The sequence below is a fragment of the Ramlibacter sp. AN1015 genome (assembly GCF_037726105.1).
In the GTDB taxonomy this organism is placed as follows: domain Bacteria; phylum Pseudomonadota; class Gammaproteobacteria; order Burkholderiales; family Burkholderiaceae_C; genus Ramlibacter.
On sequence record NZ_JBBJUM010000007.1, the window covers coordinates 55,176 to 76,215 of the forward strand.

Genomic DNA, 21,040 nt, shown 5'->3' on the forward strand with positions numbered 1-21,040 from the left:
TGTAGGTAGAGGGCACCCGCAGCGGGCTGGCTTCGCGGAGATCCTGATGGGCGATCAGGGCGGTGCGAAACGACGCTGCCCGCTGCCCGCTGCCCGCTGCCCGCTGCCCGCTGCCCGCTGCCGCTGCTTGGTGCTGGGTGCTGGGTGCTGGGTGCTGGGTGCTGGGTGCTTGGTGCTTGGTGCTTGGTGCTTGGCGGCGGTTGCGGTTCGGCTGCGTTTGCGCCTCGTACCTATCGCGCATCGACGCCGTGCTCCGCTGAATATTTCTCAGGCACGCGGTTCGCGACGCTTGCATTAGGTCCGATTGGCCCCACGTACCGCACTCATGATGAAAACGAACCATGCCCCGGTGACTGCCGGGAAGTATCTGATCTCCCCATTGACCAAGCCTGTTGACGGCGGCTGGCACGCCTGCTCCGTCTCGATCCGTTCCGGATCGGGGTCGGCCACCACCGACCGTGTCGTGCGGCTCACCCGCCTGTTCCGCAGCGCCGGCCAAGCCGCCGACTACGCGCTCCAGGAGGGCCTGCAATGGGTCGGCAAGCCGGCACGGCCCTGCGCGGCCTGAACGCCTTCCGCCCTGGCGCAGCATGCGCCACGACCACAACCCGCTTCGGCGGGTTTTTTCGTGGCGTTTCGCCAGCCTCTTCATTTGTCCGGCTTCAGCTTGCGACCGCCTCCTACAGCCGAGCCAGCGCCTGCGGGCGAGCATCTGCTCATTCGAAAACGGCTGTCACGCGAACAGGGAAGAGAGCAAGGGAAGACCAGGGAAAAACAAGGGAAGGGTAGACCTCCGGTGCCATGGATGAGACGCCTGGCACATTCTCGAAACCCGCTTCGGCGGGTTTTTTTTTCGGCCTCCAGTTGGATGAGCAGGAAAACAGCCGAGCAGGAGCCGATGGGGAACAAACTGGTTTCTCCATCGACCGTAGCGCTTAGAAGTGGTCTGGCGCCAGAGTCCCGCGTGCGGGTTGAAGTGGGCGAGGAGTCTGCCCAATAGCCTTCTTCTGATCCTTTCGCATCACCCTAGCCTTGCGGACTCTGCGCCATGGGCAGGCAGTATTTCTGCAGCTCCTGCGCCAGGTCGGTCGGGCACACGCCGCATCCACGATTTCCGGGCACGGCATAGTCGATGAACTTCGGGTAGGGCAGGTTCAGCGTCGCCATGATCTGCTGGAACTGCGCGAGGCTCTTGCCCGCGCCCAGGCGGGGATTGCGGGCCTTCTCCTGAGCGATGGAGGACACGTGCCTGCCGGTGTAGTCGTGCGCTGGATACACCAGCGTCTCGTCCGCCAGCGCGAAGAGCTTCTGCGTCACGCTCTTATAGAGCGCCTGTGAATCGCCGTTCTGGAAGTCCGTGCGGCCGCAGCCGTCGATCAGCAGGGCGTCGCCCGTGAACACCCGCTCGCCCATGACATAAGCGAAGTGTCCGTCGGTGTGCCCTGGGGTGTGCAGGCCGCTTATGGAGATGGACCCGACCTGCAGCGGGCGGCCTTCCTCCACTCCGAAGTCCGTGCAGGCAAGCCGGTCGAAAGCGGGCGCCGCGATCCTGCTTCCCGTGCGCTTCTTCAGCTCCAGGGCTGCGGTGATGTGGTCTGCATGGATGTGCGTGTCGAGCGTGTACGCCAGCCGCAGGCCGAGGCCCTGCAGCACCTGCAGGTCGCGATCCACGGAGTTCACGACCGGGTCGATCAGGATCGCCTCGCCCGTATCCGGGCAGCCAAGCACGTAGGTGTAGGTGCTGGAGACGGGTTCGAGAAGTTGTCGGAAGATCATGCGTTGCTCCGGGCGGTGGAGGGTTTCAGGCGGAGTGAAGGGGGCTGCGGCGATGCCGCCGGCGCGAGGACGCCGGCAGCTTCGTGCAGGTTCAGGAAAGGCTCGTGGGCGAGCTTTCGTGGCAGGTCGGTTTGCGCGATCCTGTCCATGACCGGACCACGCACCTCGGCCAGATGCAGTTCTATGCCGCGCTCGCGCAGGTCGGCCTGCAGACGCTGGAGTGCTTCGACCGCCGTGAGGTCGATGTGGCTCACCGAGGACAGATCCAGCACGAGGTGCTGGACGTCACCCCGCTTCTCGATCTCCTCCTCGATGCGTTGGAGAACCGACTGCATGTTGGCGAAGAAGAGGCTCTCGTCGATCCGCATCAGCAGAAGCTCCGGATAGGTCGTGACGGTGAAGCGCCTCTCGTTGCGGAAGTGCTCGCTCTCGCCTATTCGGCCGACCACGGCAATGTGAGGCCGGCTCGCGCGCCACAGGAAGGTGCCGATCGACATCGCGACGCCAAGACCGACGCCGGCCTCGACGCCGAGCCCGAGCACCCCCATCGCGGTCACCAGCCAGGCCACGGCATCGGCCCGGTCGTATTGCCACGCATGGCGCAGCGTCGCGAGGTCTACGAGTCCGATGACCGCGACGACGATGGTCGCGGCGAGCACCGCGAGAGGCAGCCTTTCGAACAGTCCCGTCAGGCCCAGCAGGACTACTCCCATGAAGCCTGCGGCTATCACGCCGGCAAGAGGTGTGCGAGCGCCTGCAGCGAAGTTCACGACGCTGCGCGCAAAGCCGCCGGTCACCGGAAAGCCGCCGGACATCGCGCTTGCCAGGTTGGCCGCGCCGAGGCCCCGCAGCTCCGCGTCGGGGTTGATCCTTTCACCGCGCTTGATGGCGAGCGACTGCGCCACCGACACGCTCTCCACGAAGCCGATCAGCGCGATCATCACGGCGGGCACCGCGAGCTGCTGCAGCTGCCCCTGCGTTGGCAGCGTGAAGCTCAGGGTAGGCAACCCTGCCGGAATGGCACCCACCACCGCCACGCCCGCGCGCATGTCCAGCCCCAACGTCACCACGGCTGCAATGGCCAGCAGCACCACCGCCATCGGCGCCAGCTTCGCGAGAATCTCCGCGCTCTTGGCTCCCAGGCCCGCACGGCGCAATCCCGTCGCAAGAAACCGTCGGGAGGCCCACAAGGCCAGCACGGACGAGAGCCCCAGCACCGCCGTGGGGATGTGCAGTTCAGTGGCCCGCGACAACAGCGAAGCCAGCAGTTCCAGGGCCGTCTCTCCCTTGGCCGGAATACCCAGCAGCGGCTTCAATTGCCCGAGCGCGATGAGCACCGCGGATCCGGTCACGAAACCGGAGATCACCGGATGGCTCAGGAGGTTTGCCACGAAGCCCATGCGCAACAGCCCCAGCAGCAGCAGCACCACGCCTCCGAGTAGCGCCAGCAGCATGGACAGGAACACGTACTCCGAACTGCCGGCGGCAGCCAGCGGCGCCACGGCCGACGCGGTCATGAGAGACGCCACCGCCACCGGGCCGACGGACAGGGTCATGCTGGAGCCGAGCACCGCATACACCACCAGCGGCAGGATGCTGGCGTACATGCCGACGTGCGGCGGCAGTCCCGCGAGCATGGCGTACGCGAGGCTTTGCGGCACCAGCAGGATGGTCACCACGATGCCCGCCACCAGGTCCTGGGCCGCCTTGCTCCGGTCGTAGGCGGCCAGCCACGCGGGCAGCCACCGTTGTGTCATGCGCCGCCTTTGCCCATCCGGTACAGCGCGGCGGACCGGCGGCCCGTCCGGCAGAACGCCACCACCGGCTTGGGGAGCGCATCCACCGCGTTCGCCATGTCGCGGGCCTGTTCCGGCGTGTGGCCGGTCGGCGGCATCGGCAAGTACCGGTACGCCAGCCCCGCCTGTCGCGCCGCTGCCTCCAGTTGCGCGCTGGTCGGCTGGCCTTCCCCGCCTTCATGGTCGGGGCGGTTGTTGATGATGCCGCGGAACCCGGCGGCGGCGAGTGCGGCCATGTCCTCGGGCTGCACCTGCGGGGTCACGTACAGGGCTGCATCGATCTGTTCGGTGGAGCGGGTAGTCATCGTCAAATTCTGGCTTGTGGCTCGAGGTTGAGGACCCGGCCTTGCGCCGTGTGCGGCAAGGTCCTACAGGCGATCCGCTGGAGCTTCAGCTCGGCTTCACACCTGTCTGCGCGGCAGCACCCTTGGGCAGCGCGTTGATCGGGATGCGCAGGTAGGCGACCCCGTTGTCGTCGGCCGGCGGCATGTGGCCCGCGCGGACGTTCACCTGGATCGACGGCAGGATCAAGGTCGGCACCTCGAGGGTGGCATCGCGTGCATTGCGCATGGCGACGAAACCCTCCTGCGTCGTGCCGTCATGGACGTGGATGTTCTTTGCGCGCTGCTCGGCAACCGTGGTCTCCCACTGCGCGTCTCGTGTCTTCGGCGGGTAGTCGTGGCAGACGTACATGCGCGTCTGCGGAGGAAGCTCCAGCAGGCGGCGAATGGAGCGATACAGCGTGGCGGCATCGCCGCCGGGGAAGTCGGCGCGCGCGGTGCCGACGTCCGGCATGAACAGCGTATCGCCCACGAAAACGCTGTCCTCGATGAGGTAGGCCATGTCCGCCGGGGTGTGCCCGGGAACGAGCATCGCCTTCGCCTCGACCTCGCCGATGCGGAAGGTCTCGCCGTCCTTGAACAGGTGGTCGAACTGGCTGCCGTCGGGCAGGAAGTCGCGCTCCAGGTTGTAGAGCTTCTTGAACGTGGCCTGCACCTCGCGGATGTTCTCGCCGATGGCGATGCGGCCGCCGACGCGCTGCTGCAGATAGCGCGCGCCGGAGAGGTGGTCTGCATGCGCGTGGGTCTCCAGGATCCACTGGACCTGCAGACCCTTGTCCTTCAGATACCCGAGAACTTGGTCGGCAGCCTTGGTGCCTGTGTGGCCCGACTTGAAGTCGTAGTCGAGCACCGGGTCGATAACGGCGGCAGCCATGGTGGCGTTGTCCGAAACCACGTACGAGACGGTCCAGGTAGCAGGATCGAAGAAAGCCTGGGTGGTGATGCGTTCGGTCACTGCGCGTTCAGTCATTGGGTCGTCCTTTCAGTACATTGCCAGATAATATATTGATAGATATACTGTAAGTCAACCGAAACGCCTTGAAAGGACACCATGAAAGAAGGCCCGAGTGATCTCGTGATCGATCCGCAGCGGCTGCGCTGCGCAGCCGAGAACGCCGTTGCCGCACTCAAGCTGCTGGCCAATCCGGAAAGGCTGCTGCTGCTGTGCCAGCTGTCGCAGGGAGAGTTCAGCGTCAGCGAGCTCGAGGAACTGCTGGACATCCACCAGCCGACGCTGTCACAGCAGCTCGGCGTGCTGCGCACCCAGGGCGTGGTGGCCACGCGCCGTGAAGGCAAGAACATCTACTACAGCGTGGCCGACCCCAATCTGCTGGAAATCCTGGTCGTCCTGTACCGCCTCTACTGCCCCAAGGAGTAAGACACCATGACTATCGACTGGAACTCGTTCACCCCCTGGGCGTCGCTCGCGGGCGGCGTGATCATCGGCATCGCCGCTGCCATGTTCATCCTGCTGAACGGTCGCATCGCCGGCATCAGCGGCGTGCTGGGCGGGCTGCTCAAGCCGGTGCGCGGCGACATCTCCTGGCGCGCGGCCTTCATCGCCGGGCTGCTGGGGGCGCCGCTGCTGTATGCGCTCTTCACCGAGGTGCCGCGGCCGCGGATCGACGCAGGCTACCTCGGCCTCATCGCCGCCGGTCTGCTGGTGGGTATCGGCACCCGGTACGGCTCCGGCTGCACCAGCGGCCACGGGGTCTGCGGGATCTCGCGCCTGTCGCCGCGCTCCCTGGTCGCCACGGCCACGTTCATGCTGGCTGGCTTCGTCACCGTGTTTGTCGCGCGCCACCTGATCGGCGCCTGAGGAGAGACTCATGCCAACGTTCTTCGCACTGCTCGCCGGCGCCGTGTTCGGCATCGGACTGATCGTTTCCGGCATGGCCGATCCGGCCAAGGTCCTGGGCTTTCTCGACCTTTTCGGTCGCTGGGATCCGTCGCTCGCGTTCGTGATGGGTGGAGCCATCCTGGTCGGGGTGGTCGCCTTCACCCTTGCCCGCAGGCGTGCGCTGTCGCTGCTCGGCTTACAGATGCGCATGCCCGCGGCGACGCAGGTGGACAAGCGACTTGTCGGCGGAGGCCTGCTGTTCGGCATCGGCTGGGGCATTGCCGGCTTCTGCCCGGGCCCGGCCCTGGTGGCGCTCGGCATGGGCGAGCAGAAGGCCCTGGTCTTCGTTGCCGCTATGCTGGTCGGCATGGGCGTCTTCGAGCTGGTGGAGCGGCGCAAGACACTGCGCGCGGCGCACGCGTGAGCTGCTGATCCCTCCTCGGTTACAGCGGGCCCACCTCGGTGGTGTGGTGCCCTAAGCTGCGCCCATGCAGCCCGTCGATCAGGCACAGAGCGCCCCGGCCTCGCGCACCCTGCGCTGGGCCGGGTTCTTGCTGGGGTTCAGCCTGGGCGGTTTTTTCGACGGCATCCTGCTGCATCAGGTGCTGCAATGGCACCACCTGCTGAGCGATGTGCAGGCCGCCGCGCTGCAGGATATCCGCGCCCAGATGCTGGCCGACGGGCTGTTCCACGTGCTGATGTACTTCATTGCAGCCTGGGCTCTCCGGCTGTTGTGGAAGGCACGTGCCGACTACTCCGCGCCGGGCGCGGACCGCGCCTTGTGGGCGAGAGCGCTGATCGGTTTCGGCGTATGGCACATCATCGACAGCGTGTTCTCGCACTGGATCACGGGCATCCATCGCATCCGGGTGGATTCGCCCGATCCGCTGTTCTGGGACCTGCTCTGGTTCTTCGTATTCGGTGTGTTCCCGGCCGTCCTCGGCTGGTGGATGCTCCGGCGACCGGGTGGGGACCGCGGCCGCATGACGGCAGCCGCCCTGGCGCTCGCGGCGGTGGCGGCGGCGCCGCTGGCGGCCCTGCCCGCAGGCGATACCGACCAGGTCATCGTCCTGTTCCGCCCCGGCATGGAAGGTGCGCACGCATTCAACGCCCTGGCCGCGGCCGATGCGCGTGTGCTGTGGGTGGACCGCTCCGGAGGACTCTGGGCGGTCTCGATGTCCGAGCCCAGGCGGGCCCGCGAGCTCTACGCGAGCGGCGCGCTGCTGGTGAGCAATTCCGCACTCGCGACCGGCTGCTTCAGCTGGCTGCGGCCTTCCACATGAGAGGACTGCCAGATGGAACGTTCGCACGACCGCGCCCGGCGCCACACGGCACGCTCCGTGTTGCGGCGCATCGATGACGACACGGTGGGTCACCTGATGGAGGTGGCCCAGAAGCCCGAGACGGCGAGCCGCCGGCTCGAGGCGCTGGATCGGGAGTGGGACATGGACCGCACCATCGAGGCCGAAGCAGCCGCCATGGGCCTGATGGGCCTGGCGCTCGGAGCGTTCGTGCGGCCGGCCTTCCTGGCGATGCCGGCCACGGTGGGAGCCGCCGTATTCCTGTTCGGCACGCGCGGGATCTACCCCCTGCTGCCGATCTTCCGCCGGCTGGGTGTCCGTACCGCGCTCGAGATCGAGCGCGAGCGCTACGCAGTCAAGGCGCTGCGCGGCGACTTCGATTCGATGGCCCAGGAGCAGCAGCCAGGCTCGGCGGCGGACCGATCCGACGACGCCGCGCCACTGCGCCACTGAACGCCGAAGGAGGACGCGATGCAACTGCCTGCCACGGCCCGAAGGGTGGAGGACAGCACGGACATACGCCTGAACGACCTGATTCGCGCCCGCACGGATGCCGAGTTGGTGCGACTCGAATCGGCCGGTGACGAGCTGATCGCGGATCGCCTGCGTGAACTGGACGAAGAGTGGGACGTCGAGCGCCTGTTGCAGGTCAACGCCTCTGTCCTGGTGATACTCGGCGTCCTGCTCGGCGCGAACGTGGACCGCCGTTTTCTGCTGCTGCCGGCTGCGGTGTTCACCTTCCTGGGCCAGCACGCGCTGCAGGGATGGTGCCCGCCGATTCCGCTGTTCCGTCGGATGGGTGTGCGGACCCATCGCGAGATCGCCCGGGAGCGGTATGCACTCAAGGCGATGCGCGGCGACTTCGATGCCCTGCCGGCCCGAGACGCGGACGCTGCCCAGCGCGTCCGCGCGGCACTGGCCGCAGTGGACAAATAGCGCGCAGCCGCGAGCCGGCAGCAACTCCAGGCCGATCACGGACAAGTGGATGCTGCCTCCACGCGGAGGGGCAATCGCCGGCACGTTGCGAGCCCGAGGCTGCTGCCGCTTGGCGAATGCGCGCCGCGGGGCGACAACGCGTCGGCGTTTTTCCTCGCCCAGCCGTGCCGGATCGGCCGCCATGCAGGGCCGGCACCGTCCGACAGCGGGATCGCGTGCCAAGCACCACCATGGAGGCATTCAATGCATCAGGAGTACCAAATGATCAAGTCCAAGCTCGCCCTTTCCGCCGCGCTGTCTATCGCTGCCCTGGGGCTTGCGGCCTGCGACGTGGAGAAGACGCAGTCGGGCAACCTCGAGCTGCCGAAGTACGAGGTGACGAAGCAGCAGGAGGGTGACGTCCGGCTGCCCGAGTACAACGTCCGCACGCCGGACGTGAACGTCACCACGCAGGAGCGCCAGGTCACCGTGCCGGACGTGGACATCAGCACCCGCAAGGAAACCGTCACCGTGCCGAACGTGAACATCACGCCCGCGCCGGACCGGGACGACGGTCGCAGCACCACCATGGGCAACCGCTGAGCGGAGCCGCTCTCGAGCGGCGCAGCCCCTACACTGCTTCCGTGGCGCACGAGAACGACCAGCATGCGGACGACCGCAGGGCCCCTCACGGCGATGCACTGACAGGGCAGCTCGATGCGATCGGGTCCCCCGCGCGGCTGCTCGAGGAGATCTTCCGCAGTGCGCCCGTCGGGCTGCAGTTGTACGACGGCAGCGGCCGCTGTGTGCTGGTCAACCCGATGCACACGCGGCTCTTCGGGGCCGTGCCGACCTCGAGCTACAACGTGCTCGAGGACACCGTGCTCGAACGCGCCGGCCTGCTCGGTGAGGTGCGGCGCGCCTTCGCCGGGGATCGCGTCACCATTCCGCCCGTCTGGTACGACGTGCGCGAGCTGACCAATGTGCGCATCGCGCATGGGCGGCGTATTGCCGTCGCCGCCGAGCTGGTGCCGCTGCGCAGCCATGGGGGCGAGGTGACCAACGTGCTGTTCGTCTTCAGCGACGTGACGGAAGCCCAGGAGGCGCGCGAGCGCGCGGAGGCGGCGGCACGGCGCGCGGAGTTCCTGTCCGAGGCCAGTCGGATGCTCTCCACCAGCCTCGACCTCAACCAGACGCTGAGTCGCCTCGCGCGCCTGGCGACCCCCACGCTGGCCGATTTCTGCATCGTCGATCTTCTCGAGCCCGACGGGTCGGTGCGGCGCGTGGCCGCGGCCCATGCGAGCCCGTTGGGCCAGCCCATCATGGACGACATGCTGCGGCATCCCCCGGTGCCCGGCTCGCCGCAGCCGGCACGGCGGGTGCTCGACAGCGGACGCCCCGAGCTGCTGGCGCAGGTGGATGCCGTCATGGCTGCCTCACGTTCCGTGGGCGCCGAGCATGCTGAACTGCTGCGGCGGCTGGGGGTGCGCTCGCATCTGGCGGTGCCCATGCTCAGCGGATCCGTCACCGTCGGTGTGATCAGCCTGGGTTATGTGCTCGAGCGTCGCTACGGCGCCGACGACATCCCGCTGGCGGAGGCGCTGGCAAGCCGCGCCGCCGCTGCCATCGAGAACGCGCGGCTGTACGACCAGGTGGTGCGCAGCGAAGAGCGGTTCCGCATGATGGCCGACTCCGTGCCGCAGGTCGTGTGGATCACCGACGCGCAGGGCAATTCCGAGTTCTTCAATCGTCAATGGACGCTCTACACCGGCGAGGAGGCGCCGGCCACCGCGGCGGAGGTCGCGCAGCGGTTCGTCCACCCCGAGGACGTGGAGCGCACCGTCACGCGCTTCGAGGCCGCGCTGGTCAGCGGCGAACACTTTCTGGTCGAGCACCGCATCCGGTCCGCGCAGGGCGAGTACCGCTGGTTCCTGGTGCGGGGCGTGCCGCAGCGCGGTGCCCGCACGGGCGATCCGGTTCGCTGGTTCGGGGTGTCCATGGATATCCACGACCTGAAGATGGCGGAGGGCGCGCTGCGCGAGGCGGACCGTCGCAAGGACGAATTCCTGGCCATGCTCGCCCACGAACTGCGCAATCCGCTGGCCGCGATCAGCAATGCCTGGTGGCTGATGCGCAGCAAGGCGAAGGGGCCGGAGCTCGCCCGCAGCCTGGAGATCCTCGGGCGGCAGACGCGCCAGCTCACCGGGCTGGTCGATGACCTGCTCGACGTTTCCCGGGTGACACGCGGGCTGGTGACCCTGCGTCGCGAACGCCTGGACCTGCGCCAAGTGGTTGATCGCGCCACCGAGACGGTTCAGCCGCTGCTGGATGAGAAGGGTTTGCAGCTGCGCGTGGAGCGCAGCGACCAGGAGCTGCCCGTACACGGCGACGCGGCCCGTCTCGAGCAAATTGCTGTCAACCTGCTCGGCAACGCGGCGAAGTACACCGACGCGGGCGGACAAATCACCGTCGTGCTGCGACGGTGCGAGGGCCATGCGGAACTGCTCGTCGAGGACAGCGGCATCGGCATAGCGCCAGAGTTCCTGGCGCAGATCTTCGAGCTGTTCGCCCAGGCAGAGAGGGGGCTTGCGCGCTCGCGTGGAGGTCTCGGCGTGGGGCTAACGGTCGTCAAGCGGCTGGCCGAACTGCATGGGGGGTGCGTGGAAGCCACCAGCCCGGGGCTGGATCAGGGCGCGCGCTTTCGCGTGCTGCTCCCGACGGTGGTGTGAGTGCCGGATCGACGGCGCGCTCATTCGCCGCAACCGCGACAAATTCGACATGGGGCGCTGTCCTACGCCGTTGCGGGATGCGGCCGACACGGCAGCGGGCTGGCTCGGCTATGGTGCGCGGTGCACACTCCAATCGGGCACTATGCGTGCCGAACATGAACATCCAACAACGCAACAACGTCAAGGTTTCGGGTGAGGGCCCGGCCACCCTGTTTTTCGCGCACGGCTTCGGCTGCGACCAGAACATGTGGCGCTTTCTGCAGCCCGCATTCGCCGCGCGCTACCGCACCGTCCTGTTCGACCTGGTGGGCAGTGGGAACTCCGATCTGCGCGCGTACGACCGCGCCAAATACGCCTCGCTGCAGGGGTACGCGGACGACGTGCTGGAGATCGCGCAGGCGTACGGACAAGGGCCGCGTGTCTTCGTCGGCCATTCGGTGAGCGCGATGATCGGCATGCTGGCCCACCTGCGCGAGGACAACGACCTGTTCGCGGCCCACGTCATGGTCGGCCCCTCGCCCTGCTACATCAACGACGGCGACTACGTCGGCGGCTTTGAGCGCAGCGACATCGAGGGCTTGCTCGACACGCTGGACAGCAACTATCTCGGCTGGTCCTCGACCATGGCGCCCGCCATCATGGGCGCGCCCGACCGCCCTGAGCTGGGCGCCGAGCTGGCCAACAGCTTCTGCCGCACCGACCCGGAGATCGCCAAGCAGTTCGCGCGCGTCACCTTCATGTCCGACAACCGCGCCGACCTCCCGCGCCTGACGGCGCCGACCCTGATCGTGCAGTGCAGCGAGGACCTGATCGCGCCGCGCTGCGTCGGTGATTACATGCACCGCACCTTGCCGCGCAGCACCCTCGTGGTGGTGGACAACCAGGGGCACTGTCCCCACATGAGCGCTCCGGGCGCCTGTAGCGACGCCATCGATTCCTTCCTCGAGGCGCATGGGATCTAGCCTGCCACCGGAATCCGCCCTCGCCGCGCGGCTGGCGCGGGCGCTGAAGGCGCTTGACGAGGCCGCCTGCGGCCTGGCCCAGACCGACGCGCAGGGCAAGCTGCTCTATGTCAATGCCACCCTGTGCCGGTGGCTGGGGCGCGATGCCGACGAACTCGTCGGCCGCGTGCGGCTGCAGGAGCTGCTCACGATGGGGGGACGCATCTTCCACCAGACGCATTGGACGCCGCTGCTGCAGATGCAGGGCTCGATCTCCGAGGTCAAACTAGAACTCGTGCATCGCGATGGACAGCGCATTCCGACGGTGATGAACGCGGTGCGGCGCGAGGAAGAGGGGGTCGTGGTCCACCACATCGCCATCTACATTGCCCGCGACCGGGACGCCTATGAACGCGAGCTGGTGCTTGCACGCAAGCGCCTGGAAGCGGCCGTTGCGCAGGCCCGGCGGCTCGAGGACGAGGCCAAGGACCGGGCGCTGTTCGCAGAGCAGATGATCGGCATCGTGAGCCACGACCTGCGCAACCCGCTGTCCACCATCCACACCGGCGCACAGCTGCTGGCGCGCTTCGATCCGGCGCCGCAGCAGCAACGGGTCATCGAGCGTATCCAGCGGGCGGGCGAGCGAGCGCACCGCCTGATCGGTGACCTGCTGGACTTCACCCAGGCGCGGCTCGGGGGCGGCGTCAGCGTGTCCCCGCGACCGATGGCACTGCATGCGCAGGTGGCCGAGGCGGTCGAGGAGCTGAGGCTGGCATTTCTCGGGCGTACGCTGCGACACGTCCAGGAGGGCGCCGGCGATGTGCAGGCCGATCCCGACCGCATCGTGCAATTGCTCGGCAACCTGGTGGGCAATGCGATGGCCTACGGCCGCCCGGACGCGCCGGTCACGGTGCGCTCGCTCTGCGCCCGCGACCGTTTCATCCTGCAGGTCCACAACGAAGGCGAGCCCATCCCCGAGGAGCTTCGCGCCCGCCTGTTCGAGCCGCTGTCGAGGGGCCATTCCGATGCGAGCGCGACGCGCAGCGTCGGCCTGGGGCTCTACATCGTCAGTGAGATCGCCAGGGCGCATGGCGGCCAGGTGCAGGTGGAGTCGAGCGCCGCTGCAGGCACGACCTTCAGCGTGGACGTGCCGCAGCCGCTGCAGGCCGCCGGCCCCGCTGCCGGCGACCCGGACCCGGCCTGAGGGGCGGGGCACCAGATCCGCGTCGCGTCCTGCTCGCAAGGATCCGGCGTCTGGATCTTTGCGTACGCGATTCGCGGATCTTGCGATCACCGGTCACCGGTCACCGGTCACCGGTCAAAGCAATTCGCAGTTCGCGGTACCGGCGGATTCAGCGGCCCGCGTGCCCCGCGCTGCCGGCCCAGGCGTGCGAAGGATCCGCAGCATCCCGGCTGCCTGGATCACTCCCGCGCACCCAGGTGACGAAGGCGAAGCGCAGGCCGTTGGCCGCGGATCGCGACTCGCGCCGGCGCTCGACCCAGTCGGCGTCGAGCGCCGGCGCGAAGGCATCGCCTTCGAAGTCGGCATCGATCTGCGTTTCCTCGACGACGCGGGCGTGCGGCAGCGCCTGCGCGTAGAGCTGGGCGCCGCCGATGACCCACGCCTGGGGCGCGTCGGCGCAGCGGGCAAGCGCCTCGTCCAGGGAGCACGCGCGTTCGGCACCGTCTGCGCTCCAGGCGGCCTGGCGCGTCACCACGATGTTGCGGCGCCCCGGCAGCGGACGAAAGCGCGCAGGCAGCGAGTCCCAGGTCTTGCGACCCATGATCACCGGGCAGCCCTGCGTGAGCGCCTTGAAGTGGGCGAGGTCCTCGGGCAGGTGCCAGGGCAGCGCGCCTTTCAGGCCGATGGCGCCGTTGCGCGCCCGGGCGTACACGAGGCCGAGGCGCATCAGACCGCCACCGGCGCCTTGATCGGGCCGTGACACTGGTAGTCGAGCACCTCGAAATCCTCGAAGGCGTACTCGAAGATCGAGGGCGGCCGCCGACGCAGGTGGAGGGTGGGGTAGGGGTAGGGCGCGCGCGAGAGCTGCAACTCGACCTGCTCGTGGTGGTTGCTGTAGATGTGGCAGTCGCCGCCGGTCCAGATGAAGTCGCCCACCTGCAGGTCGCATTGCTGCGCCAGCATGTGCGTGAGCAGGGCGTAGCTCGCGATGTTGAACGGCACGCCCAGGAAGATGTCGGCGCTGCGCTGATAGAGCTGGCAGGAGAGCCGGCCGTCGGCCACGTAGAACTGGAAGAACGCGTGGCAGGGCGCCAGCGCCATCTTCGGGATGTCGGCGACGTTCCAGGCGCTCACGATGATGCGGCGCGAGTCGGGGTTGGTGCGGATGGTCTTGACCGCCTCGGCGATCTGGTCGATGTGGCCGCCCTCGGGCGTGGGCCAGCTGCGCCACTGCACGCCATACACGGGGCCGAGGTCGCCGTCTTCGCGCGCCCACTCGTCCCAGATGGTGACGCCGCGCGCGCGCAGCCGGTTGTTGTCGCTCGATCCCTCCAGGAACCACAGCAGCTCGTGGATGATCGACTTCAGGTGCACCTTCTTGGTGGTCACCAGCGGAAAGCCCTCTTGAAGATCGAAGCGCATCTGGTGGCCGAACACGCTGCGCGTGCCGGTGCCGGTGCGGTCGGTCTTGGGGGTGCCATGCGTGTAGACATGGCGCATGAAGTCTTCGTACTGGCTGCGAACGGGGCGGGGCGGCGTCACGGCGTGGTCTTCCGGCGGGGCGGTAGGGAAATGGGGCAGGCGGGGAGCGGGGCGATGATACGCGCAGCGGTCCGGCGCAAACGCGCGCGCCGTGCCCGCGCCGCGGCTCAGAGCCGCAAGACCTTGCCCGGGTTCATGAGGTTGGCCGGGTCCAGCGCCCGCTTCACTGCGCGCATCATGGACAGCGCCACCGCGCTCTTGTAGGTGGGCAGGCTGTCCACCTTGAGGCTGCCCACTCCGTGTTCGGCCGAGATGGAGCCCTTGAAACGCGCCACCTGCCTGTGCACCAGGTCGTTGACCGCGTGCTCGCGCTCGCGCAGGAAGGCGACCGCGTCGCCGCCTTCGGGCGCCTGCACGTTGTAGTGCAGGTTGCCGTCGCCCAGGTGGCCGAAGTTCACCAGCCGCACCCCGGGAATCTCGCGCACCAGCCGCGCGTCGGTCTCGGCGCAGAAAGCCGGGATGCTCGAGATGGGCAGCGAGATGTCGTGCTTGATGTTCAGGCCCTCTTCGGCCTGGGCCAGCGGAATGCTTTCGCGCACGTGCCACAGCTGCCGTGCCTGGGCGATGTTCTCGGCCACGACCGCGTCGGTGGCGCAGCCGGCTTCCAGCGCCGCTTCGAGCAGCGATTCGAACTGCGCGCGTGCATGTTCCTCGGATTCGTGGTCGGCGTTCTCGAGCAGCACGCACCAGGGGCTGTCCTGCACGAAGGGCACGCGCATTTGCGGGTAATGGCGCGCAACCAGCGAAAGTGCAAACTGCCCCATGACCTCGAAGCCGGTCAGGCCCGCTCCCAGCTTGCGCCGTGCCATCGTGAGCAGCTGCACCGCGGCTTCCATCGTGGGGACCGCAGCCCAGGCGGTGAGCGTGGCGGCCGGCAGCGGATAGAGCTTCAGCGTCGCGGCGGTGATGACGCCCAGCGTGCCTTCGCTGCCGATGAACAGGTCCCGCAGGTCGTAGCCGGTGTTGTCCTTGCGCAGGCCCGACAGGCCTTCCCAGGTTTCGCCCTGCGGTGTGACGACTTCGATCCCCAGACACAGGTCGCGCGTGTTGCCGTAACGCAGGACCTGCGTGCCGCCGGCATTCGTGGCCAGGTTGCCGCCGATGGTGCAGCTGCCTTCGGCGGCCAGGCTCAGCGGAAACAGCAGGCCGGCCTCGCGCGCGCGCTCCTGCAGCGACTGCAGCACGCAGCCCGCTTCCACCGTGACGGTGAGGTTGGCGCTGTCCAGGTCTCGCACGGCCTGCATGCGCTGCAGGCTCAGAACCACCTGGGTGCCCGAGGTGTCGGGCGTGGAGCCCACCACCATGCCGGTGTTGCCGCCCTGCGGCACGATGGGCGTGCCGGCGGCGGCGCAGGCGCGCACGACCGCGGCGACCTCGGCGGTGCTGGCGGGGCGCACCACCGCGAAGGCCTTGCCGTGCTGGCGCCGGCGCCAGTCGAGCTCGTAGGCGCTGAGGTCGCCGCCGACCAGCACGTGGGCCGCGCCCACCAGGGATTGCAGTTGGGAGATCAGATCGTTCATGGAGTGTTCCTGCGCAGCCGGGTGCGCACGTGCAGGACGCAGGCGGCGAACAGGCCGAGGCACAGGAGCACTTCGACCAGCGCCAGCCAGGACGACGGGGGCCGGTCGCTCCAGGCGCGCACCACGCCTTCGGTGAAATAGAGCCACACCAGCAGGCTCACCCAGCGATAGGTGTACATGCGGTGGCGCAGCAGGCCGGCCAGCGGCAGGCACAGGGGCAGCGCCTTCAGCGCGAGCCAGCTGCCACCGGGACGCAGGGGCGCCAGCCAGAGCTCCCAGGCCAGGCTCAGGACGATGAGCCCGAGCAGGCAGGCCACGGCCAGGCGTCGGCTGAGAAGGACCGTTGCCGGAGCGGGGGCGTGGTGGCCGGACGCCGTGGCGGCGTCGGAAGGGGCGGGGGCATGCATGGGCGCTGGCATCATAGCGGCCGATGACACCCCGGCAGTTGATCCAGTCCCTCGCGCGCTTCCCCTGGCGCTCGGCGGCGCAGACGCTGCGCACGCGGATCGGTGAAGACCGCCTCGCGCAGTCGGCCGGCAGCCTCACCTTCACGACCACCATTGCCCTGGTCCCGTTCTTCACCGTGGTGCTGGCCGTGTTCACCGCTTTTCCCCTGTTCTCGAAGCTCCAGGGCAGCCTGCAGATCTGGCTGGTACAGAGCCTGGTGCCCGACGCGATCTCGCGCCAGGTGATGCGCTACCTGACCCAGTTCGCGGGCCAGGCGAACCGGCTCGGGGTGGTCGGATTGGCTGTCCTCCTGCTCACGGCGCTGTCCCTGGTGGTGACCATCGACCGTACGCTCAATGGCATCTGGCGGGTTCGCAGGCCGCGGCCTCTCGGGCGGCAGGTGCTGCTCTATTGGGCGGCGCTCACGCTGGGGCCGCTGCTGATGGGGGCATCCGTGAGCATCAGCTCCTACGTCATGTCGGCTTCGCGCGGCTTCGTGGCGGCGCTGCCCGCGGTCGTGCTGGTCGTGCTCGACTGGTTCGAGCTGCTGCTGCTCGCGGGTGGGCTCGCGGCGCTGTACCGCTTCGTTCCGAACGCTCCCGTGCGTGCCCGCCATGCCTGGGCCGGTGGTGTGTTCGCGGCGCTCGGCATCGAGCTGGCGCGCCAGCTGCTGGCGCTCTACATCGAGGCGGTGCCGGCGTATTCGGCCGTGTACGGCGCTTTCGCCACGGTGCCGATCCTGCTCGTGTGGATCTACGTGGCCTGGCTGGTGGTGCTGCTCGGCGCCGTGCTCACGGCCTACCTGCCGTCGCTCACGGCCGGGCCGCACCGGCGAGCCGAAGGCCACGCCTGGCAGTTCCAGCTGGCGCTGCAGGTGCTGCAGGCGCTGGAGCGTGCGCGCCCGGGCGCGCGGCGCGGCTTGAACATGGCCGAACTCACGTTGCAGCTGCAGGTGACCGACCTGCAGCTCGAGCCGGTGCTGGAGACCTTGCTGGCGCTCGACTGGATCGCGCGCCTGGACGAGCCGGAGCATAGCCACGACGGGCGCTTCATCCTGCTGGCGGATGTGCAATCGACGGCCCTGGAGCCGCTGATGCGCCAGCTGCTGCTGCCCTCGACCGAAGCGACCGAACGGCTCTGGCGGAGCGGTCGGCTCTCCAGCGTCTACCTGCGGGATGCGATCTGAGCGGAAGCTCGCCGGTGTCCATGCCGATGCCCATGAGCTTCTCAGGTGCCTGCCCTCGTCGCGCACCGCACCGCGCCGTGCCCGGGTTCAACCCAGCGCGAAGGGCGCCTGCAGGAACCCCCTGAAGCGCGCACGCCCGCCGCGTACGGGAGACTCGGTCAAACGGTAGTCGGGGAAACGGCGCAGGAAGCGGCCGATGGCGATGCGCCCCTCCAGGCGTGCCAGGCTGAGGCCGGCGCACTGGTGGATGCCGAAGCCGAACGCCAGGTGCCGGTTGTCTTCGCGGTCCAGGCAGAGACGGTCCGGGTCGGCGAACTGCGCCGGATCGCGGTTGGCGGCGCCTATGCACAACGTGACCAGCGCGCCCTCGGGCAGCGGCACGCCGCCCACCTCGCAGGCGTGCAGGGCGCGGCGGTTGCCCAGCTGGTTGGACGATTCGAAGCGCAGGAACTCATCGACCGCGCGGTCCAGCCGCTGCGCGAGGCCCTCGTCGTCGGGCGCATGGGCGGCGATGTCGGCCACCAGGGCGCTGCGCTGCTCGGGCCATTCCTGCAGCGCCACGAGTGCGTTGCCGATCAGGTTGGTGGTGGTCTCGTGGCCGGCGTTGAGGATGAACACGCAGTTCTGCAGCAGTTCGGCTTCGCTGAGCTGCTCGCCGGCCGATTCGCCCTGGATGAGCCGGGTGAGCACGTCGTGCTCGGGATCGCCGGGGCGGCGCCGGCGCTCGGCGACCAGGGTGCGCAGGTAGGCGGTGAAATCGCGCACGGCCGTGTCCCCGCGGGCCTGCTGTTCGGGCGTGAGGCGTGGCTCCAGCGCGCCCAGGATGGCCAGCGACCAGTCGCGCAGCGGTGCGCGGTCGGCGTGGGGAACGCCCAGCAGGTTGCCGATGATCTCGACGGGTATCGCCGCGGCGAAGTCGTCGATGAGGTCGCCGCCCCCACGCTCGGCCAGGCGCTCGAGGAGGCTATCGACCAGGCTCACCAGGCCGGGCTCCATGTGGGCGATGGCGCGGCGCGTGAGCGCGCCCATGATCAGCCGGCGCACCCGGGTGTGCAACGGCGGGTCGTTGAACACCAGGCTGGTGGTGTGGTGCTCGAACAGCGGAGAGGCGCTGCCGTACTTCGGGGCGAACTCGACCTGCTTGTCCGAGCTGAAGCACTGGGCGTCGCGGTACACGGCGCTGAGGTCGGCATGGCGCGTGAGGAACCAGGAGCCGTCGGGCATGGCGCGCACCGGCTCGCGGGCGCGCAGCGCCGCATAGACGGGATAAGGGTTGGCGTAGAAGTCGGGCGGCAGGGCGCGCAGGTCGAAGCTGTCGGCGATGGCGCGCGCGCGCTCGGGCGACATGGGGGGCGTGATGGCGAAGCCGTTCATGGCGCGAGGAAGGTCTTGAGGGCCGCCAGCACCGCGTCGGGCGCTTCGGCCATGAGGCTGTGGCCGGCATCCACCAGCACGGTGCGGGACTCGCGCGCGCGCGCCTGCAGGCTGCGCGCCGCGCGCGGCGGGGTCATGGCGTCGCGCTCGCCGAGCAGGAACAGCACCGGGCAACGCACGCGCTCGATGGCGTCGTCGCCGCCTTCGTACGCATGGCAGGCGCCGAAACCCGTCTCGGCGACGTTGACGCGCGGGTTGCTCGCCAGCACGCGCCGCATCAGCGCGCGGGAATGGCCGTACAGCCAGGTGCCGGGGCCGAGTGCCGAGGGCGGCGGCGCGAGGGTGGAGTGCGAATAGGTGTTGGTGATCTCGATCGCGCGCAGCGGCTGCTCGCGCGCGGCCTGCAGCAGCGCGTCGGACACCTTCATCGGATAGGCGGTGCCCAGCAGCGCGAGGCGGCTCACGCGATCCGGCGCGCGCGCCGCGGCTTCCAGCGCCGCGAGCGAGCCGAAGCTGTGGCCTACCAGAGCGGCCTGCTGCACGCCGGCGGCGTCGAGCAGCGCGAGGACGAAGTCGGCCGCCTGCGCCACGCTGCGTGGCGGCTCGCCGGCGCTGCGGCCATGGCCGGGAAGGTCGGGCGCCAGCACGTTGAAGCCGTGGTGCGCGAGATAGCGCGACTGCAGGCCCCAGACGCTGTGGTCGTTGAGCACGCCGTGCACGAACACCACGGTGGGCAGCAGCGCGTCGAAGGCCCGGCCGCCGGTGTAGCAGTAGGCGGCGTGCCCCTGCACCTCGAAGCGGGCGCCCATCACAGTTTCTCCGCCGAACGCAGGGCGCGCTTGAGGTCGTCGATCAGGTCGTCGGGGTCTTCGAGTCCGATCGACAGCCGGATCGTGCCGGGACCGATGCCGGCATCGGCCAGCGCCTCGTCGCTCATGCGGAAATGGGTGGTGCTGGCCGGGTGGATCACCAGGGAGCGGCAGTCGCCCACGTTGGCCAGATGGCTGAACACCTTGAGCGACTCGATGAAGCGACGGCCCTGCTCGCGCGAGCCCTTGAGGTCGAAGCTGAAGACGGCGCCGGCACCGCGCGGCAGCAGGGTGCGCGCGAGGGCATGGCTCGGGTGCGATTCGAGCATGGGATGGCCCACCCGCGCGACGAAGGGCTGCGCGGCCAGGAACTCCACCACACGTGCGGTGTTGGCTATGTGCCGCTCCATGCGAAGGGGCAGCGTCTCGATGCCCTGCAGGATGAGCCAGGCGGTGTGCGGGCTCATGCACGCGCCGAAGTCGCGCAGGCCCTCGCGCCGCGCGCGCAGCAGGAAGGCGCCGACGGTGGACTCCTCGGTGAAGACCATCTGATGAAAGCCCGCGTAGGCCGCGGTGAGTTCGGCGAAGCGCCCCGCGGTGCGCGGGCCTTCCCAGTCGAAGCTGCCGCCATCGACCACCAGGCCGCCGATGACGGTGCCGTGGCCCGACAGGAATTTGGTGGCGGAGTGATAGACGAGGTCGGCGCCCAGTGCCAGCGGCTTCATCAGCCACGGCGAGGTGAGGGTGGAATCGACCAGCAGCGGCACGCCGGCCTCGTGGGCGATGGCCGCCACGCTGGGAATGTCCAGCACCTCCAGGCCGGGGTTGCCCACCGTCTCCCCGAACAGCAGCCGCGTCTCGGGGCGCACGGCGGCGCGCCAGCCGTCGATGTCACCGGGGCGAACGAAGGTGGTTTCGATGCCGAAGCGCCGCAGGGTGTAGTGCAGCAGGTTGTGCGAGCCGCCATAAAGCGCGGTGCTGGCCACGATGTGCCCGCCGGCGCCCATGAGCGTGGCGATGGCCAGGTGCAGGGCCGCCTGGCCGCTGGCCGTGGCGATGGCGCCGATGCCGCCCTCGAGCGCCGAGATGCGTTGCTCGAGCACCGCGTTCGTGGGATTGCTGATGCGCGAGTAGACGTGTCCGGGACGCTCGAGGTTGAACAGCGCCGCGGCGTGATCGCTCGATTCGAAGACGAAGGAGGTGCTGAGGTGGATCGGGACCGCGCGGGCGCCGGTGGCCGGATCGGGCGCGGCGCCGGCATGCAGCGCGAGGGTGTCGAAGCCGGGATCCGAATAGCCGGGCATGAACGTGTCTCCGCTCCTGATGGTTGTGCCCGGCAT

General features: G+C 68.8%; 23 protein-coding genes. 12 read left to right on the forward strand and 11 right to left on the reverse strand.

Translation table 11 applies throughout. The features are described 5' to 3' along the window. Nucleotides 1–379 precede the first annotated feature (379 nt). Nucleotides 380–568, forward strand: a complete 189-nt coding sequence (locus tag WG922_RS12595; protein WP_340283000.1) for a hypothetical protein — start codon at nt 380–382, stop codon at nt 566–568. 458 nt (nt 569–1,026) lie between these two features. On the opposite strand, the gene WG922_RS12600 is transcribed toward WG922_RS12595, so the two are convergent. From WG922_RS12600 to WG922_RS12615, 4 genes are all read right to left on the reverse strand, one after another. Then, on the reverse strand, nt 1,027–1,776 hold the full coding sequence (locus WG922_RS12600) for an MBL fold metallo-hydrolase (protein ID WP_340283001.1): 750 nt from the start codon (nt 1,774–1,776) through the stop codon (nt 1,027–1,029). Continuing rightward, nucleotides 1,773–3,533 carry a SulP family inorganic anion transporter gene (locus tag WG922_RS12605; protein WP_340283002.1) on the reverse strand — a complete coding sequence of 587 codons (1,761 nt, stop codon included), beginning with the start codon at nt 3,531–3,533 and terminating at the stop codon, nt 1,773–1,775. Before WG922_RS12605 ends, WG922_RS12600 begins: the two co-directional genes overlap by 4 nt. Then, nucleotides 3,530–3,877 (reverse strand): TIGR01244 family sulfur transferase, encoded by a 348-nt coding sequence (locus WG922_RS12610; RefSeq protein ID WP_340283003.1) that lies wholly within the window; start codon nt 3,875–3,877, stop codon nt 3,530–3,532. The genes WG922_RS12605 and WG922_RS12610 overlap by 4 nt, the downstream gene beginning before the upstream one ends. 85 nt (nt 3,878–3,962) lie before the next feature. Continuing rightward, entirely contained in the window at nt 3,963–4,883 is a 921-nt protein-coding gene (locus WG922_RS12615) for an MBL fold metallo-hydrolase (protein WP_340283004.1), read from the reverse strand. 81 nt (nt 4,884–4,964) lie between these two features. Between WG922_RS12615 and WG922_RS12620 the strand changes: the two genes are divergently transcribed. From WG922_RS12620 to WG922_RS12665, 10 genes are all read left to right on the forward strand, one after another. Continuing rightward, entirely contained in the window at nt 4,965–5,291 is a 327-nt protein-coding gene (locus WG922_RS12620; protein WP_340283005.1) for a metalloregulator ArsR/SmtB family transcription factor, read from the forward strand. Nucleotides 5,292–5,297: 6 nt separating this feature from the next. Then, nucleotides 5,298–5,732, forward strand: coding sequence for a YeeE/YedE family protein (locus WG922_RS12625; protein WP_340283006.1), 435 nt, complete (start codon nt 5,298–5,300; stop codon nt 5,730–5,732). Nucleotides 5,733–5,742: 10 nt separating this feature from the next. After that, nucleotides 5,743–6,177: a YeeE/YedE family protein gene (locus WG922_RS12630; RefSeq protein ID WP_340283007.1), complete on the forward strand. Its 435-nt coding sequence runs from the start codon at nt 5,743–5,745 to the stop codon at nt 6,175–6,177. Between the two features lie 64 nt (nt 6,178–6,241). Further along, nucleotides 6,242–7,036, forward strand: a complete 795-nt coding sequence (locus tag WG922_RS12635; protein ID WP_340283009.1) for a DUF2243 domain-containing protein — start codon at nt 6,242–6,244, stop codon at nt 7,034–7,036. Between the two features lie 12 nt (nt 7,037–7,048). Next, nucleotides 7,049–7,507, forward strand: a complete 459-nt coding sequence (locus WG922_RS12640) for a hypothetical protein (protein ID WP_340283010.1) — start codon at nt 7,049–7,051, stop codon at nt 7,505–7,507. A gap of 18 nt (nt 7,508–7,525) precedes the next feature. Further along, nucleotides 7,526–7,990, forward strand: coding sequence for a hypothetical protein (locus tag WG922_RS12645; protein ID WP_340283012.1), 465 nt, complete (start codon nt 7,526–7,528; stop codon nt 7,988–7,990). Nucleotides 7,991–8,251: 261 nt separating this feature from the next. Beyond that, entirely contained in the window at nt 8,252–8,572 is a 321-nt protein-coding gene (locus WG922_RS12650; RefSeq protein ID WP_340283013.1) for a hypothetical protein, read from the forward strand. A gap of 41 nt (nt 8,573–8,613) precedes the next feature. Further along, nucleotides 8,614–10,698, forward strand: coding sequence for an ATP-binding protein (locus WG922_RS12655; protein ID WP_340283015.1), 2,085 nt, complete (start codon nt 8,614–8,616; stop codon nt 10,696–10,698). Nucleotides 10,699–10,853: 155 nt separating this feature from the next. Then, a complete protein-coding gene (locus tag WG922_RS12660; RefSeq protein WP_340283016.1) occupies nt 10,854–11,660 on the forward strand; it encodes an alpha/beta fold hydrolase in 807 nt (268 codons plus the stop codon). Next, entirely contained in the window at nt 11,650–12,843 is a 1,194-nt protein-coding gene (locus WG922_RS12665) for a PAS domain-containing sensor histidine kinase (protein ID WP_340283017.1), read from the forward strand. The genes WG922_RS12660 and WG922_RS12665 overlap by 11 nt, the downstream gene beginning before the upstream one ends. A gap of 148 nt (nt 12,844–12,991) precedes the next feature. On the opposite strand, the gene WG922_RS12670 is transcribed toward WG922_RS12665, so the two are convergent. From WG922_RS12670 to WG922_RS12685, 4 genes are all read right to left on the reverse strand, one after another. Next, nucleotides 12,992–13,549, reverse strand: a complete 558-nt coding sequence (locus tag WG922_RS12670; protein WP_340283018.1) for a dihydrofolate reductase — start codon at nt 13,547–13,549, stop codon at nt 12,992–12,994. Beyond that, complete coding sequence (locus WG922_RS12675) at nt 13,549–14,322, reverse strand: thymidylate synthase (protein WP_340283223.1); 774 nt, start codon at nt 14,320–14,322, stop codon at nt 13,549–13,551. Before WG922_RS12675 ends, WG922_RS12670 begins: the two co-directional genes overlap by 1 nt. Nucleotides 14,323–14,471: 149 nt before the next feature. After that, entirely contained in the window at nt 14,472–15,884 is a 1,413-nt protein-coding gene (locus WG922_RS12680; protein WP_340283019.1) for an FAD-binding oxidoreductase, read from the reverse strand. After that, nucleotides 15,881–16,291: a DUF2069 domain-containing protein gene (locus WG922_RS12685; protein WP_340283020.1), complete on the reverse strand. Its 411-nt coding sequence runs from the start codon at nt 16,289–16,291 to the stop codon at nt 15,881–15,883. Before WG922_RS12685 ends, WG922_RS12680 begins: the two co-directional genes overlap by 4 nt. Before the next feature lie 23 nt (nt 16,292–16,314). On the opposite strand from WG922_RS12685, the gene WG922_RS12690 reads away from it, so the two are divergent. Continuing rightward, a complete protein-coding gene (locus WG922_RS12690) occupies nt 16,315–17,517 on the forward strand; it encodes a YihY family inner membrane protein (RefSeq protein WP_340283021.1) in 1,203 nt (400 codons plus the stop codon). A gap of 87 nt (nt 17,518–17,604) precedes the next feature. Here WG922_RS12690 and WG922_RS12695 read toward each other — a convergent pair whose 3' ends face one another. Genes WG922_RS12695 through WG922_RS12705 form a run of 3 tightly spaced genes read right to left on the reverse strand, consistent with a single transcriptional unit; the run spans nt 17,605 to nt 21,004 of the window. Then, entirely contained in the window at nt 17,605–18,891 is a 1,287-nt protein-coding gene (locus WG922_RS12695; RefSeq protein ID WP_340283022.1) for a cytochrome P450, read from the reverse strand. Further along, complete coding sequence (locus WG922_RS12700; protein ID WP_340283024.1) at nt 18,888–19,700, reverse strand: alpha/beta fold hydrolase; 813 nt, start codon at nt 19,698–19,700, stop codon at nt 18,888–18,890. Before WG922_RS12700 ends, WG922_RS12695 begins: the two co-directional genes overlap by 4 nt. Then, the gene (locus WG922_RS12705; protein ID WP_340283025.1) at nt 19,700–21,004 is read right to left on the reverse strand and encodes an O-acetylhomoserine aminocarboxypropyltransferase; all 1,305 of its coding nucleotides are present in this window, start codon (nt 21,002–21,004) and stop codon (nt 19,700–19,702) included. The genes WG922_RS12700 and WG922_RS12705 overlap by 1 nt, the downstream gene beginning before the upstream one ends. Between the last annotated feature and the right edge of the window lie 36 nt (nt 21,005–21,040).